Annotated in this window: 14 protein-coding genes; 5 read left to right on the forward strand and 9 right to left on the reverse strand. The window is 62.9% G+C overall.

Features of this window, described 5'->3' with window-relative positions; translation table 11 throughout:
• Window positions 1–5: 5 nt before the first annotated feature.
• Window positions 6–638, reverse strand: coding sequence for a thiol:disulfide interchange protein DsbA/DsbL (locus ACWFVE_RS16370; protein ID WP_447530320.1), 633 nt, complete (start codon window positions 636–638; stop codon window positions 6–8).
• A gap of 326 nt (window positions 639–964) precedes the next feature.
• Between ACWFVE_RS16370 and yihA the strand changes: the two genes are divergently transcribed.
• Window positions 965–1,624, forward strand: a complete 660-nt coding sequence (yihA, locus tag ACWFVE_RS16375) for a ribosome biogenesis GTP-binding protein YihA/YsxC (protein WP_447530321.1) — start codon at window positions 965–967, stop codon at window positions 1,622–1,624.
• A gap of 40 nt (window positions 1,625–1,664) precedes the next feature.
• Here the strand turns inward: yihA and ACWFVE_RS16380 are convergent, their stop codons facing one another.
• From ACWFVE_RS16380 to ACWFVE_RS16415, 8 genes are all read right to left on the reverse strand, one after another.
• The gene (locus ACWFVE_RS16380; RefSeq protein WP_447530322.1) at window positions 1,665–2,417 is read right to left on the reverse strand and encodes an HAD family hydrolase; all 753 of its coding nucleotides are present in this window, start codon (window positions 2,415–2,417) and stop codon (window positions 1,665–1,667) included.
• Window positions 2,414–3,325 carry a tyrosine recombinase XerC gene (locus tag ACWFVE_RS16385; RefSeq protein WP_447530323.1) on the reverse strand — a complete coding sequence of 304 codons (912 nt, stop codon included), beginning with the start codon at window positions 3,323–3,325 and terminating at the stop codon, window positions 2,414–2,416. The genes ACWFVE_RS16380 and ACWFVE_RS16385 overlap by 4 nt, the downstream gene beginning before the upstream one ends.
• Window positions 3,318–4,028 (reverse strand): DUF484 family protein, encoded by a 711-nt coding sequence (locus tag ACWFVE_RS16390; RefSeq protein WP_447530324.1) that lies wholly within the window; start codon window positions 4,026–4,028, stop codon window positions 3,318–3,320. The genes ACWFVE_RS16385 and ACWFVE_RS16390 overlap by 8 nt, the downstream gene beginning before the upstream one ends.
• A gap of 17 nt (window positions 4,029–4,045) precedes the next feature.
• Window positions 4,046–4,879, reverse strand: coding sequence for a diaminopimelate epimerase (dapF, locus tag ACWFVE_RS16395; protein ID WP_447530325.1), 834 nt, complete (start codon window positions 4,877–4,879; stop codon window positions 4,046–4,048).
• Entirely contained in the window at window positions 4,879–6,150 is a 1,272-nt protein-coding gene (gene lysA / locus ACWFVE_RS16400; RefSeq protein WP_447530326.1) for a diaminopimelate decarboxylase, read from the reverse strand. The genes dapF and lysA overlap by 1 nt, the downstream gene beginning before the upstream one ends.
• Complete coding sequence (gene lptM / locus ACWFVE_RS16405; RefSeq protein ID WP_447530327.1) at window positions 6,150–6,263, reverse strand: LPS translocon maturation chaperone LptM; 114 nt, start codon at window positions 6,261–6,263, stop codon at window positions 6,150–6,152. Before lptM ends, lysA begins: the two co-directional genes overlap by 1 nt.
• Window positions 6,260–7,663, reverse strand: a complete 1,404-nt coding sequence (gene argH, locus ACWFVE_RS16410; protein WP_447530328.1) for an argininosuccinate lyase — start codon at window positions 7,661–7,663, stop codon at window positions 6,260–6,262. The genes lptM and argH overlap by 4 nt, the downstream gene beginning before the upstream one ends.
• Before the next feature lie 117 nt (window positions 7,664–7,780).
• Window positions 7,781–9,850: a sensor domain-containing protein gene (locus ACWFVE_RS16415; protein ID WP_447530329.1), complete on the reverse strand. Its 2,070-nt coding sequence runs from the start codon at window positions 9,848–9,850 to the stop codon at window positions 7,781–7,783.
• Between the two features lie 154 nt (window positions 9,851–10,004).
• On the opposite strand from ACWFVE_RS16415, the gene hemC reads away from it, so the two are divergent.
• From hemC to ACWFVE_RS16435, 4 genes are read left to right on the forward strand one after another with little or no spacing between them, the layout of a single operon-like run.
• Entirely contained in the window at window positions 10,005–10,949 is a 945-nt protein-coding gene (hemC, locus tag ACWFVE_RS16420) for a hydroxymethylbilane synthase (protein ID WP_447530330.1), read from the forward strand.
• A gap of 13 nt (window positions 10,950–10,962) precedes the next feature.
• Window positions 10,963–11,742, forward strand: coding sequence for a uroporphyrinogen-III synthase (locus ACWFVE_RS16425; protein ID WP_447530331.1), 780 nt, complete (start codon window positions 10,963–10,965; stop codon window positions 11,740–11,742).
• A gap of 16 nt (window positions 11,743–11,758) precedes the next feature.
• Entirely contained in the window at window positions 11,759–13,207 is a 1,449-nt protein-coding gene (locus ACWFVE_RS16430) for a uroporphyrinogen-III C-methyltransferase (protein ID WP_447530332.1), read from the forward strand.
• On the forward strand, window positions 13,204–14,463 hold the full coding sequence (locus ACWFVE_RS16435; protein WP_447530333.1) for a heme biosynthesis HemY N-terminal domain-containing protein: 1,260 nt from the start codon (window positions 13,204–13,206) through the stop codon (window positions 14,461–14,463). Before ACWFVE_RS16430 ends, ACWFVE_RS16435 begins: the two co-directional genes overlap by 4 nt.
• Window positions 14,464–14,615: the final 152 nt, after the last annotated feature.

Consider the following 14,615-nt stretch of genomic DNA (forward strand, 5'->3'; position numbering starts at 1 on the left):
CACGATTACTCGTCACGCTCGCTGCGCACGCGCTCGATCAGCGCCTCGGCGATCACCGGCATGTTGTCCAGCCCCCCGGCGCTGCTGGGCGTGACCACGTAGCGGCCGTCGACGATCAGCGCCGGCACGCCCATCAGGCGCATTTCGCGCATGCGGCTATTGGCGCGGTTGGTTTCGCTGCGCACCGGGAAGGAATTCAGGGCCTTTTTGGCCTCGTCTTCGCTCACGCCGTAGTTGGCGAAAAACGCGGCGATGTCGTCTTCGTCGGTCAGCGACTGGCCGTTTTGATGAATCGCGTCAAAAAAGTCTTCGTGCAGGTCTTCTTCGATACCCAGCGACTGAGCGGCGTAGAAGGCGGTCGCGTGGGTGTTCCAGTTGCCGCCCATGGTGGCCGGCATTTTGATGATCTCGACATCGTCATCCAGGGTTTCGTACCACTCGTTGACCGGCTCCTGCAGGGCGTAGCAGTGCGGGCAGCCAAACCAGAACACTTCGGTGACTTCGACGTTGGCGTCGTCGGCTACGGTCGCTACCGGGTTTTCCAACAGCGTGTAATCCTGCCCTTCTACGACGTCCTGGGCGCTGACGCCAGCGGAAAGGGTAAGACCGGCCAGGGCCGCCACGAATACTTTAAGCATTATAAAAATTCTCCAAAGTTGAGCGAAGCCTATGACTCTCGTAACCGCCAAGCGGTTCCCGGGTAAGCCCCTTTATAGCTTGCGCCTGAGCCCGTCAGACAAAAGTGAAAGCGCAGGGTGAAGATGATTCAAAAGCCATACTTGCCCGCTTTTTCGCCGCCGTCCAGTGTTACACTAGCGTTTTCAGCAAGCCTACCGGCCTGACCAAGTGTAACGAATCCCGCCCATGGCTTAAATGGCCGCCTCTGAACCGGCCACTGTGCGGGCCAGGATTTACAGCTTCAGGGTAGCCTTGATGTGTGACTCAAGCATTCAGGATCTTTTCCATGCCGACTCAAGATCGCGAAAGCGAAAGCCCTCGCCCGGCTAGCCCGCGCCTTAATTACGCCACCGCTCAGTTCATGGTGAGCGCCCCGCACCTGGGCCTCTGCCCGGACGACACCGGCGCCGAAGTCGCCTTCGCCGGGCGCTCGAACGCGGGTAAGTCGAGCGCGATCAACGCGCTGACCCAGCAAAAAGCACTGGCGCGCACCTCACGTACGCCCGGGCGCACGCAGCTAATCAACTTCTTCAGCCTGATGAACAACCCCGCCACGCGCATGGTGGATCTGCCCGGCTACGGCTACGCCAAGGTGCCCGAGTCGGTCAAGCTCGAGTGGCAGCGCCATCTCTCCGAGTACCTGACCGCGCGCTTTAGCCTGAAAGGCGTGGTGCTGTTGATGGACGTGCGCCACCCGCTGACCGAGTTCGACCTGACCATGCTCGACGTGGCCGACCAGCGTGGGCTACCGGTGCACATTCTGCTCACCAAGGCGGACAAACTGAAAAAGGGCCCGGCCAGCGCCTCACTTCAAAAAGTGCGCTCGCGCCTTGTAGAGTGGGAAGACCTGGTATCGGTGCAGCTTTTCTCGTCGCTCAAGCGCGACGGCGTGACCACGCTTTGCCAGACCCTGGACCGCTGGCTCGACGCCCCGGAGCCCGAATAGCTCGGTCCGATAACCAAGTTCAATCACTCAGTCCAATAATTCAGCCCGCCGCGTTCTCCAGCCGTTCGATCAGCGCGGGCAACTCCTTGACGTGGCTCAGCCGGTAAACGCGGCTGGGCAACACCTGGTCGCTCTCGGCGGCGATCCACACCGCGTGCATCCCTAAGCGGCTGGCGGGCAGCACGTCCTCCTCCCAGGAGTCGCCGACGTGCATGGCGTTGTGTGGGTCGACGTTCATCTGTTCGAGCACGGTGACGAACGCATGGGGGTCGGGCTTGGGCGCAAAGAGCTCCCCGGCCGCCACGGCGATGGGAAAATACCCCGCCAAAGGCTGGCGTTTGAGGTGAATATTGCCGTTGGTGATGGCCGCCAGGTGAAAGCGCTGGCCCAGCGTCTCGAGTAGCTCGGCGGCTTCCGGGTGCGGCGTCACCTGCACGCGCAGGCGGTGGAACTCGTTCATCGCCGCCGCCGCCCACAAAATGGCGCTACTGCGCGTAAGGCCCGCCGCCTCCAGCTGCGCCTCGAGGGCGCGAAGGCGCAGCCAGGTGAAGTCGCCCCGGCGCTTGGGGGTCGCTTTTGCAAATGCCTGACGCCTTGTCAGGTAATCCGCCAGACCTTCTTCGAAGTCGATCGCAAGCGGCGCTTCGCCGCGCGCGCGCTGCCACTCGGCCAGCGCGTTTAAAAGCCACTGGTAGTGGCCCTGCTCGGTTTTCAGCATCACGCCGTGATTATCCCAAAGCGTATCGTCGAGATCGAAGGTGATGGCTTTTAGCTCGGCTCTTGATTCGGTCATGGCTCGCTCCGGGGGCGGCGTTTGGCACGGGGGTGGGCGGCGTCGTAGCTCTGGGCCAGATGCTGCCAGTCAAGGCGGGTGTAGACCTGGGTGGTGGCCAAATTGGCGTGGCCCAAAAGCTCCTGCACCGCGCGCAGATCCTGGCTCGACTCCAGCAGGTGGCTGGCAAAGGAGTGGCGCAGCCGATGCGGGTGCAAGTGCTCGGGCAGGCCACGCTCGATAGAAAGCTGCGCCAGGCGCTTTTGAATGGCGCGGTGGCCAAGGCGCCGGCCCTGGCGGCCGATAAAAAGCGCAGCCTCCTCCCCGGCCCAGCCGCCGCGGCCCGCGAGCCACTGATCGAGCGCGGTGCGGGCGCGGCCACCGACCGGCACCTGACGGGGCTTGCCGCCCTTGCCCAACACCCGCACGTAGCCCGCATTCAGACTCGTCACATCCAGCGCGGCAAGCTCGGCCAGGCGCAGCCCGCTGGAGTAGAAAAGCTCGAGCATCGCCTGGTCGCGCTGGGCCAGAAGCGAGCCGTCGTGAGGGGTATCGAGAAACTGCGCCAGAATATCCACATCCAGCGGCCTTGGCAGGTGGCTGGGCTGTTTGGGGGTGCGCAGCAGCTTGATCGGGTTGTCCGCCAGCACCTCCTGGCCTACCAGGTCATCGGCGAAGCGGGAGAGCGCGGCGCGGCGCCGCGCCAGGCTACGAGGGGCGAGCCCGCGGCTTCGCTCGGCCCCCAAAAACGCGCGCGCAAGCGGCGCGTCGAGGGCGGTGACCTCGGTGATCCCGCGCTTGTCGGCAAACCGCGCGAACGCGACTAGATCCTGGCGGTAGCCCGCCACCGTCGCCGGGCTCGCCCGCCTGGCAAGCGTGGTCAGGTAGCCATCGATAGCATCGGCGAGGGTAAGCGTCGGCTCAGCCATGCGGACCCAGGCGCTGCAACAGCCTGGCGACGATATCGCCCAGGTATTCGGTAAATAGCGTGTCCATGCTGGCCTTGTAACACTCCGCATCCGGGCTCGCCAGCACCAGATAGCCCATGGGCTCGCCGGCGGAGAGGCGCGAAATGGCACACGACCCGGCCTTGCGCGGCGCCTTGGTATGGGGCAAAAGCCGTTTCCAGTCGCTCACACTTAGCTTCGCGCAGCGGCTGCTGCGGCCATCGAGCAGCGCGCTCAGCCGCGTAGTGGCGTGCTGGTCGAGCACGTGGCGCGGCGGCTGGGGCAGCGCGGGCTCGTCATCGGTAAGCGCAGACGGGCACCAAAGCGCCATGGCCGGCGTGTCGAAGCGCTCGCTCAGCTGGGTGGCCAGCGCCTGGGCCAGGGCGTCCCGGTCCTCGGCTTCGATCAGCGAAAGCATCGTTTCGCGCAGGCGCCGGTACTGCGCCTCGTTGTGCCGGGCGGTTTCCAGCAGGTGCTCCAGGCGCCCCTCGGCGCCTTCTGCCCGCTGGCGAAGATCCAGCACCAGCCGCTCCAGAAGCGACACGGCGCCGCCGATATCCGGGTGCGGCACCTTGAGCTGCTGAAGCAGGCCCTCCCGGCCGACGAAAAAATCCGGATGGCGGGCCAGCCAAAAGGCGACCTGGTCCGGGTCGAGCGTTTTACGCGGCTCGGGGGCTTGCGACATCGCTATTCTCCTTGGAACTAGTTGAGCGTCACGCGGCCATCGAACACCCGCGTGGCCGGGCCGACCATGACCAGCGGGCCGTTGGTATCCGGCCACTCGATGAGCAGCGTTCCGCCGGGCAGGTGGACCGTCACCGGGCTTTGCAAAAGCCCCTGGCGAATGCCGCTGGCCACCGCCGCGCAGGCGCCGGTACCGCAGGCCAGGGTTTCGCCGCTACCGCGTTCAAAAACGCGCAGGCGGATCTCGCTTTGTGATACCACCTGCATGAAGCCGGCGTTGACGCGGTGGGCAAAGCGCGGGTGCGCCTCCAAAAGCGGGCCCAGCCGTTCGACCGGGGCCTGCTCGACGCTTTCAACGGTGAGCACCGCGTGGGGGTTGCCCATCGAGACCACGCCGATCTCGAGCCGCTCACCTTGAACATCGATCGCGTGCAGCGGGACGTCTTCGGCGGCGTCGAAGGCCAGCGCCTCGGGCTCGAAACGCGGGCGGCCCATATCAACCCGTACCAGACCGTCATTTTGTACATGGAGCGTGAGCGGCCCGCCCGCGGTTTCCACACAAATCTCGTGCTTGTGGGTCAGGCGCTGTTCGCGCACGAAGCGCGCAAAACAGCGCGCGCCGTTACCGCAGTTCTCTACTTCGCTGCCATCGGCGTTGAAGATGCGGTAGCGAAAGTCCATGTCCGGGTCCCGTGGCGGCTCGACCACCAGCAGCTGGTCGAAGCCGATACCGAAGCGCCGATCGCCCAATTGCGCGATCAGCTCATTGGTGAGCCGGGCGCGCTGAGTGACCAGATCGATGACCATGAAGTCGTTGCCCAGGCCATGCATTTTGGTGAAGTGAAGCAGCATCAAGACGCCTCGTCTGGCAGCAGCGTTTCGCCCGCCCACAGGTTCTCGAGCGTTTCCCGAGCGCGCACGATGTGAAAACGCTCGCGATCCACCATGACCTCGGCAGGCCGTGGGCGGCTGTTGTAGTTCGACGCCATCACGTAGCCGTAGGCGCCCGCCGAGCGCACCGCCAGTAGATCGCCTTCGGCAATGGCGAGCTCGCGCTCCTTGCCCAGGAAATCGCCGGTTTCACAAACCGGGCCGACCACGTCATAAATCGCCTCCGAGCGCGCCTCGCGGGTGTCCACGCAGACGATCGCTTGCCAGGCCTGATAAAGCGCCGGGCGGATCAAATCGTTCATGGCCGCGTCGACGATGGCGAAGTTTTTCGTCTCACCGGGCTTTAAAAACTCGACCCGGGTGAGCATCACGCCGGCGTTGGCGGCGATGGAGCGGCCGGGCTCGAACAGCAGGGTCAGGTTTTCGCCGCCTTCCCAGCGCGACAGCCGCGCTAAAAGCTTACTGGCGTAATCGAAGGGCTGGGGCGGGGTCTCGTCGCGGTACGGCACGCCGAGCCCGCCGCCCAGATCCAGGTGCTCGATCTCGATACCGCGCTCGCGAAGCCGTTCCATGAGCAGCAAAAGCCGCTCCAGGGCATCCAGAAACGGCGCCGTCTCGGTCAATTGCGAGCCGATATGGCAGTCGAGGCCCTTGATCTCAAGATTCGCCAAGCCAGCGGCGAGCTCGTAAGCATCGAACGCCTCACTAACGGCGATGCCGAACTTGTTGTCCTTGAGCCCGGTGGAAATATAGGGGTGGGTGCCCGCATCCACATCCGGATTCACACGAAGCGACACCGGCGCAACCATGCCAAGCTCGCCAGCCACTTGATTCAAACGCTCGAGCTCCGGCGTGGACTCCACATTGAAGCACTTGATACCCACCTGAAGCGCCCGAGCCATCTCATCGGCGCGCTTGGCAACGCCAGAGAAGACGATTTTGGACGGGTCGCCGCCGGCGGCCAGCACGCGCTCCAACTCACCGACGGAGACGATATCGAACCCCGCGCCCAGGCGCGCCAGAAGCCCCAGCACTGCCAGGTTGGAGTTGGCCTTCACGGCGTAGCAAATAAGATGCGGGTGACTGCCCAGCGCTTCGGTATAGGCGCGAAAGTGACGCTCTAGCGTCGCTTTGGAGTAGACGTAGCACGGCGTGCCGACCTCCAACGCAATACGGCTAAGCGCCACCTCTTCGGCAAACAGCACGCCGTCGCGGTAGTTGAAGTGATCCATTAGCTCTCCTCGGCGGCGGTTTGCGCGTTATCGTCGGGCTGATAGAGCGGGCCCTTCTGCCCACACCCGGCCAGCAGCAGGGCGATGAGCGTGATCGAAACGAGGGCTTTCATTTCGCCTCCCGGTGCGCCTTGAGGGCTTCCAGGGCGCGGCTGGCCGCGGCGCGCACTTGATCCGGGGCGGTGCCACCGATGTGGTTACGCGCGGCCACCGACCCCTCCAGGGTCAGCACCTCGAACACGTCTTCTTCGATGGTATCGGAGAACTGCTTGAGCTCCTGCAAACTCATCTCGGAAAGATCTTTCTTCTCTTTCAGACCGAAAGCGACGGACTGGCCAACGATTTCGTGGGCATCGCGGAAGGCCACGCCCTTGCGCACCAGGTAATCCGCCAGGTCCGTGGCCGTCGAGAAGCCGCGCCGCGCTGCCTCATACATGCTTTCTTTCTTGGGCTCGATGGCCGGCACCATGTCGGCAAACGCTTTCAGGCAGTCGAGCACCGTGTCCACGGCATCGAACAGGGGCTCCTTGTCTTCCTGGTTGTCCTTGTTATAGGCCAGCGGCTGGGACTTCATCAGCGTCAAAAGGCTCATCAGATGGCCATAGACGCGCCCGGTCTTGCCGCGCACCAGCTCCGGTACGTCCGGGTTTTTCTTCTGGGGCATGATCGAGGAGCCGGTGCAGAAGCGATCCGGCAGATCGATGAAATCGAACTGAGCGCTGGTCCAGAGCACCAGCTCCTCGCTCATGCGCGACATGTGCATCAAGAGGATGCTGGCAAAGCTTGTAAATTCGATGGCGAAGTCGCGATCCGACACCGCGTCCAGCGAGTTTTCTGCCGGACGCGCAAAGCCCAGAAGCTCGGCAGTGACGTGACGATCGATCGGGTAAGTGGTACCGGCCAGCGCCGCCGCCCCCAAGGGCAGCACGTTGACACGCTTGCGAGTGTCCAAAAGGCGCTCGTGGTCCCGGGCGAGCATCTCCTGCCAGGCCAGCAGGTGATGGCCAAAGGTGACCGGCTGGGCGGTTTGCAGGTGCGTAAAGCCGGGCATGATGGTATCGGCCTCATCCTCGGCAAGGCCAATCATGCCCTCGCGTAGGCGGGTGAGTTCGACATCGATCATGTCGATGGCGTCGCGCAGGAACAGGCGAATGTCGGTCGCCACTTGGTCGTTGCGCGAGCGCCCGGTATGCAGCTTCTTGCCGGTAATGCCGATCTTTTGGGTCAAGCGCGCTTCGATGTTCATGTGCACGTCTTCAAGCGGCACCGACCACTGGAATTCGCCGCGCTCGATCTCGCCCTGGATCTCGGTTAGGCCGTCGATGATCGCCTGGCACTCGTCTTCGGTTAATACGCCCACTCGGCTTAGCATGGTGGCGTGGGCGATCGAGCCTTGAATGTCCTGGGGCGCCAGGCGCTGGTCGAAATTCACGGAGGCGGTAAAGCGGGCAACAAAGGCGTCGGTGGGCTCGCTAAAGCGTCCACCCCAGGACTGATTCGTAGCTTGGGTCATCGAGGGTTCCTGCTGACAAAAAAGGTGACAAAAATCAGGGGGAGTCGTTGTCGACGAGTGTATCAGAGTCGACCCCGTTCGCGGCACGGGGTTTTGAGCGCTCTAAAAGTATTCGCCTTAGGCGTCCAGGCGGTCCAAAAGCACCGTGTCGCAGTCGAAGTGATCCAGATAATCGACCAGGGCGTCGAATGCGATGGGGCGGGCAAAGTAGTAGCCCTGCAGGTAGGTCGGGTGCTTCTCGCGCAGGTAACGAAACTGTTCGAGGGTCTCGACACCTTCGATGAGCACCTCGAGCCCCAGCTTCGACGCCATGGTGATCACGCCTTCGACGATGGCGGCGTCGTTCTCATCGTGGGTCACATCGTGTATGAACGAACGGTCGATCTTGAGCTTGTTGATCGGCAGGCGCTTTAGGTAGCTAAGGCTTGAAAAGCCGGTGCCGAAATCGTCCAGCGCGATATGCACGCCAAGCGTTCGCAGCCCGTTGAGCGCCTCGATCGCGTGCTCGGTGCTGTCCATCAATACGCCTTCGGTAATCTCGATTTCCAAAAGCGCCGGGGCCAGACCACTCTCGTTCAGCACTTTTTCGATCGATGCGACGAACCCCGGGCGCTGAAACTGCACCGGCGAGACGTTCACTGCCATGGTGATCGGGCCATGCTCCCCGCTATTCAAGCGCACCGCGTCCTTACAGGCCTGGCTTAGCACCCACTCACTAATCGGAATGATCTGACCGGTCTCTTCGGAAAGCCCGATAAACTCGATGGGCGGGACGTTGCCTCGCTCCGGGTGTTGCCAGCGAATCAGCGCCTCTACGCCCACTACCTGGCCTGTGACGCTATCGATTTGCGGCTGGTAGTGAAGCTCGAACTGCTCCTGCTCGATGGCTTTTTGCAGCGCGTGGCGCAGGTCGACGCGCTCGCTCACTTTGCGGTTGAGCTCGTCGGTGTACCACTGGTAGGTGTTGCGCCCGCGCCGCTTGGCCTTGTACATGGCAAGGTCGGCCTGTTGCACCAGGGTGCGTGGTTTGGCGACGCTACCGTTGTCGGTGCCGATACCGATACTGGCGGTGATGCGTAGTTCCTTATCCTGATACCAGTAAGGCGCGGCGATGCGCTCGAGCAAACGCTCAACCACCTGCATGACGTCCTGCTCGTGGGCCAGATCCGGCAGCAGTACGATGAACTCGTCGCCGCCGATGCGCGCTACCGTATCCCAGGGGCGCAGCTCCTCTTCCAGGCGCCGTGCCACGCTCATCAAAATGAAGTCGCCGACATCGTGGCCCATCGAGTCGTTGATCGGCTTGAAATCGTCCAGGTCGATGAACAGCACAGCCAGATAGCGCTGATAGCGCTTGGCCATCACGCAGCCCTGGGCCAGGCGCTGATTCAGAAGCTGCAAATTGGGAAGCCCGGTCAGCGCATCGTGGTTGGCGTTGTGTCTAAGCTGCGCCTGGTACTCGCGCTGGGCGGTGACATCGTTTTGCACGCCGACGAAGTGGGTCACCACCCCCTGGTCATCGCGCACCGGGGAAATATACAAATCGTTCCAAAACAGCGTGCCGTCGCGGCGGTAGTTGCGCAGCATCACGTGCACGTCGCGCTGCTCCTTGATCCCCCGGCGAAGCTGTCGGCGTACCGCCGGGTCGGTCTCTTCGCCCTGCAAAAAGCGGCAGTTGCGGCCCAGCACCGCCGTGCGCTCATAGCCGGTAATCTGCTCGAAGGCCTTGTTGACGTAGACCATGGGCAAGTCGTCGGCCTGGGCATCGACGATGATGACCCCGTTGGTGCTCGACTCCACGCTTCGCTCTAAAAGCGCCAACTGCTGCGCGGAGGTTTTACGCAGGGTAATGTCCCGGGCGATCACGTAGATCACCTTATCGTTGGCGAACGCGCTCACCTCCAACCACTTGAGCTTGCCGGCGCGACTTGTAGCGCGAACGTCAAACGGGTCGACCAGCTCCCCCTGGTGTATCCGCGCAAGCGCCCTCTCTATAATGGGGTGATCCTGGCGCTCGATGATCACGCCGCAGGGGCGGCCAATGAGCTCCTCGGCACAATATCCAAGCAGGTTTTCGAAGCCGGGGTTAACATTTATAAGCGTCCCTTGGAAATCGATGCAGCAAAGCATGTCCTGGGACAACAGAAAAAATTGATCCAGCTCGCCTTGAAGATCGGCAGAGGGCATAGGGCATTACCTGTGCAAAGACATTTACATTATACGTTAACTAATATTATACGTTAGCCAATTACGGCTGGTTGTTTTTACTGCGAGACCGGGTGCTTTATGATGAGATTTATCATAGTTCGACACGCCGTGTCAGCGGCAAAGGGAGAATAACGTGTCATCCATCACCAAATTGCGCATCGCCACGCGTAAGAGCCAACTGGCCATGTGGCAAGCCGAACACGTCCGGGATCGACTGATGGCGGCACATAGCGGTCTGGAAGTCGAGCTGGTGGCGCTGTCCACCAAGGGCGATAAAATCATCGACACGCCGCTTTCTAAAATCGGCGGTAAGGGGCTGTTCGTCAAAGAACTCGAAGACGCCATGCTCGACGGCCGCGCCGATATCGCCGTGCATTCGATGAAAGATGTGCCCATGCACTTTCCCGAAGGGCTGGGGCTTTCCGTGATTCTGGAAGGCGCCGAGCCGACGGATGCGTTCGTCTCCAACCGCTATCAAAGCGTTGACGAGCTGCCCGAAGGGGCGCGTATCGGCACGGCCAGCCTGCGCCGTGGCCTGCAACTGCGCGAGGCCCGCCCGGACCTGGAGATTTTGAATCTGCGCGGCAATGTGCAAACACGCCTTGCCAAGCTCGACGACGAAGAGTTCGACGCCATCATCCTGGCAACCTCCGGTCTCAAGCGACTGGGGCTCGATGCGCGCATCGCCCAGGAACTGCCGCCGGAGATCTGCCTGCCGGCCTGCGGCCAGGGGGCGCTGGGTATCGAATGCCGCCTCCACGACCCGGACCTGATTGGCCTGCTCACTCCGCTTGACGATCAGGATACCGCCACCCGGGTACGCGCCGAGCGCGCCATGAACACGCGCCTGGAAGGCGGCTGCCAGGTGCCGATCGCCGGCCACGCGGTGCTGGATAAAGCCAACGAAACCATCTGGCTGCGTGGGCTCGTCGGCAACCCGGAAGGCACCGAGGTGCTGCGCGCCGAGGGCCGCGGCTCTATCCATGAGCCCGAAGCGCTGGGCATTCGCGTCGCCGAAGACCTGCTCGACCAGGGCGCGGGCGAAATCCTTGCCGAGGTCTACGGCAACAACGTATGAGCACGCCCGCACCATGAAGGAGCCGGTACTCATCTGCCGCCCGGGCGAGCGCGGCGAAGTGCTCGCCGAGGCGCTGCGCGCCGAGGGCGCGTGGGTCGAGCCGCTGGAGGTAATGACCCTTCAAGCACTCGACGAGGACGCCACGCTTCGAAGCGTATGGCTGGATCTGGATCAGTACCATAAGATAGTCGTCATCAGCCCGTTTGCGGCCCGCTGCCTGGTGGAGGCAATCGATTGCTACTGGCCGCAATTACCGGTGGGCATCGCCTTTTATAGCCCCGGGCGCGGCACGGCGGAGGTGCTCCATGATGAGCTGGGTGCCCGTGTCCATGTCCCGCCGGCAAGCGCGGGCGAGGATACCAGCGAAGCGCTTTTGTCGCTGCCCTCGCTCCAACGCCTTACCCATCAGCGCGTGCTTTTGGTGGCCGGCGAAGGCGGACGGCCGCTGCTGGCGGATACGCTTACCGCCCGCGGCGCCGCCGTGACGCGGCTGGCGGTCTACCGGCGCGTCTACCAGCCGCCTAGCGCCGAGTTGCAAAGGCGCCTGGCGAGTGGCAGTTTTCATACATTGATTGTGACCAGCGGCGAGCTGCTTGAATATCTGGCAAAATGGTGTCAACAGGCGGCGTTGGATCAACCCCTAATCGTTTCCAGTCACCGTTTAGCGACGCTTGCCGGTAAGCTGGGTTTTAGCGACCTTAAGGTGGCGTCGGGCGCATCGAAAGCCGCGCTGGTAGCAGCGTTGAACGAATCCTGCACTCCCCGGGATGCCGATGTCGATCAAAGAACTTAACAAGGGCTAGCGACAGATGAGCAAACAACCACTTGACCAGGAAGGCGCCAACAAAACGCCTGACGATGCCTCTCAAAACCGACCAGCGAGCGAGACGCCTGTGGCGGATGAGTCATCGAGCACGGCCTCGCCCCCGGTCGATGATAAAAACGCCGCTGACCAGGCCGCGCAAAACGACTACGCCACTAAAAACAGCCGTTCGCGTCGCCGCAACAAGGGGGGCAACAACGCTAAAAACGCTAGCGCCCCGGCCACGACCGGCGCCAGCACGCCCGGTTCATCCAACGCCGCGCCCGACAAAACGAGCACCACCGAAGCCAGCACCGGTGCCAAAACGGCGTCCAGTGCCCCGGCAAGCAAAAGCACCGCAAGCGCCACGCCGCCCCCCAAAACGCCCGCCTCTCAAAAACCGGCCTCTTCCGGCGGCGGCGGTAAAGGCGGCGTGGTCGCCCTCGTGTTGGTGCTGATTCTGGCGCTTGTGTTGGGCGTGGTCGCCTGGCAGCTTTGGCAGCGCCTGGATAACCAGCAGGCGCGTATCGACGAGCTCGACCAACAGACCCAAGGCAGCGCCACTCAGCAAAACTTGAGTGAGCTGGAGTCCCGCCTTGAAAGCAATGAGGCCGAGCGCAACGAAACCCTCGAGAACACCGCTCGCGAACTGCGCGCCGAGCTTGACGAGGTCCAGGCCAGTGTCGATGAAACCGTGTCTGAGGTGCTCGACCAGCTCTCCCAGGCCCAGGATACCGATGAGCGCGACTGGCTCCACGCCGAAGCCGCCTACCTTTTGCGTCTGGCCAACCAGCGCCTGCAGCTCGAAGGCGACGTTGAGGGCGCCGCGGCACTGCTGCGCACCGCCGACGCCCGCCTGGTAGACGCCGACAACCCGGCGCTGACGCCGGTACGCCGGGAAATCGCCAGCGAGCTGGCCGCGCTCGATGGCGTTCCCCGCGTTGACCGTACCGGTATTTATCTGGCGCTGAACGCACAGCAGGAGCGTGTGGCCGGGCTTCGCCTCTCCCAGGAAATCGAGGAGCGTGCGGTCAATTCCGGTATCGAACAGCCGCCCCAGGGTTCTTTCGAGCGCCAGCTGGCGCGCTTTGGCGCCGAGCTGCGTGATTTGGTCGTGGTGCGTCATCACGACGAAGCGCTGGAGGCCCTGGTCACGCCGGAGCAAGAGTCGTATCTACGCCAGAGCCTGCGCCTGATCCTCGAGCAGGCGCAGCTTGCGCTGCTGCGAGAAGAGCAGCCGCTTTTCGAGGCAAGCCTGGATAAAGCGCTGAATCTGCTCGATAGCTACTACGACACCGAACGTGAAGAGACGCAAAGCGTTATTACGCGCCTCCAGGAGATCAAACAAAACGACGTCGAGCCCGAGCTTCCCGACATCAGCGGTTCGCAGCAAGCAATGTCGCGCTTTATCGACAATCGTTTCGAGTCACGCCGCCAGGGCGGAGGTGACGAATGAGAAAACTGCTGCTGTTAATCGTCGCCGGGCTCGCCGTGGGCGCCCTGTTCGGCCATCTGATGATGTCGGTACCCGGCTACTGGCTGATTCGCGTCGGCGATACCTCCGTACAAACCTCGTTCTGGTTTGGCCTGGTGCTGCTGCTGGGCGCGTTTATCCTGGTGCACTTCGTGCTTCGACTACTTGCCGGCATCCTTCGTCCGATGGGCCGGTTTCGCACCTGGAATAGCCGGGCCCGTAACCGCCGCGCCATGAAGCGCACGGAGCGCGGCCTGGTCGCGCTGACCGAGGGCCGCTTCAAACGCGCCGAGCGCACTTTGGCCGGTGCCGCGGATGACTCCAGCGCGCCGATGGTGAACTATCTTTCCGCCGCGCTTGCTGCCCACTACCAGGGCCATCACGAGCGCTCCCAGGAGCACTTGAACCAGGCCCAACTCTCGACCGACGGTGCGGGTACCGCGGTGGGCCTGATGCAGGCGCAGCTCATGATCGACCGGCAGCAGCCGGAAGAGGCGCTGGCGATTCTCAACCGCCTCGACCAGAAGCTGCCCAACCACCCGCAGGTGCTCAAGCTACTCAAGCAGGTGTACTTGAGCGTCAGCGACTGGGAAGGCCTGCGCCACCTGGTGCCACGGCTGACCGCCAAAAAGCTGATTACCGAGCAAGAGCGCGAGCAGCTCGAGTTCAAAGCCTACCGCGAGCTGATCGTGTTCGAAGCCGGCAACCCGGCCAACATCGAGCGGGTCCGCGGGCTTTGGTCGGACATGCCGGAGTACCTGCGCGGTAACACCGAGCTGATCGTGCTTTACGTAGAAGCGCTCTTACAGTCCAACGAGGAGACGATTGCCGAGCGTCTCTTGAACCAGTCGCTGGACGTTCACTGGGACGCGCGGCTAGTGAAGCGCTACGGGCTTTTGGGCGTCGACGCGGCGCGCCAGCTGGCCAAGGCAGAAAAATGGTTGCAAGAGCGCCCCAACGATCCGGAACTGCTGCTTGCCTGCGGCCGGCTGTCGCTACGTACCGGCCAGTGGGAGAAAGCGCTCGAGTACTTCGAAGCCAGCCAGCGCCAGCGCCCGAGCGGCGAAGTGTGTGCCGAGCTTGCCCGCCTTTACGCAAGCCTTGGCGAGCACAACAAGAGCCAGCTCTACTACCGCCAAAGCGTCGACATGATGGCTCAGTCGCTCCCTTCACTGCCCCAGCCAAGCGATGCAAGCGACAGCGACGGCCCTCGCAAGGGCGCCAAAAAGCGCCGCTAAGCAAGTTCTGCGCAAGCAAGCTGTCTCTTTTCAAGGGTGCCCTCGGGCACCCTTTTTTGGTTGCCCTCGGTACTTTGAAACACCTCTCGCCTCCTCCTGGCCTTGCGGCGGGCGCTGCAAATGAAGCGCGTCTCGGTACGGCGCACTCGCGC

It is taken from the genome of Vreelandella mediterranea (assembly GCF_970647075.1).

Bases quoted from the DNA above. Each gene is read 5' to 3' on its own strand.
- ACWFVE_RS16370 (WP_447530320.1), bottom strand. From the start codon at position 638: ATGCTTAAAGTATTCGTGGCGGCCCTGGCCGGTCTTACCCTTTCCGCT.
- yihA (WP_447530321.1), top strand. From the start codon at position 965: ATGCCGACTCAAGATCGCGAAAGCGAAAGCCCTCGCCCGGCTAGCCCG.
- ACWFVE_RS16380 (WP_447530322.1), bottom strand. From the start codon at position 2,417: ATGACCGAATCAAGAGCCGAGCTAAAAGCCATCACCTTCGATCTCGAC.
- ACWFVE_RS16385 (WP_447530323.1), bottom strand. From the start codon at position 3,325: ATGGCTGAGCCGACGCTTACCCTCGCCGATGCTATCGATGGCTACCTG.
- ACWFVE_RS16390 (WP_447530324.1), bottom strand. From the start codon at position 4,028: ATGTCGCAAGCCCCCGAGCCGCGTAAAACGCTCGACCCGGACCAGGTC.
- dapF (WP_447530325.1), bottom strand. From the start codon at position 4,879: ATGCTGCTTCACTTCACCAAAATGCATGGCCTGGGCAACGACTTCATG.
- lysA (WP_447530326.1), bottom strand. From the start codon at position 6,150: ATGGATCACTTCAACTACCGCGACGGCGTGCTGTTTGCCGAAGAGGTG.
- lptM (WP_447530327.1), bottom strand. From the start codon at position 6,263: ATGAAAGCCCTCGTTTCGATCACGCTCATCGCCCTGCTGCTGGCCGGG.
- argH (WP_447530328.1), bottom strand. From the start codon at position 7,663: ATGACCCAAGCTACGAATCAGTCCTGGGGTGGACGCTTTAGCGAGCCC.
- ACWFVE_RS16415 (WP_447530329.1), bottom strand. From the start codon at position 9,850: ATGCCCTCTGCCGATCTTCAAGGCGAGCTGGATCAATTTTTTCTGTTG.
- ACWFVE_RS16425 (WP_447530331.1), top strand. From the start codon at position 10,963: ATGAAGGAGCCGGTACTCATCTGCCGCCCGGGCGAGCGCGGCGAAGTG.
- ACWFVE_RS16430 (WP_447530332.1), top strand. From the start codon at position 11,759: ATGAGCAAACAACCACTTGACCAGGAAGGCGCCAACAAAACGCCTGAC.
- ACWFVE_RS16435 (WP_447530333.1), top strand. From the start codon at position 13,204: ATGAGAAAACTGCTGCTGTTAATCGTCGCCGGGCTCGCCGTGGGCGCC.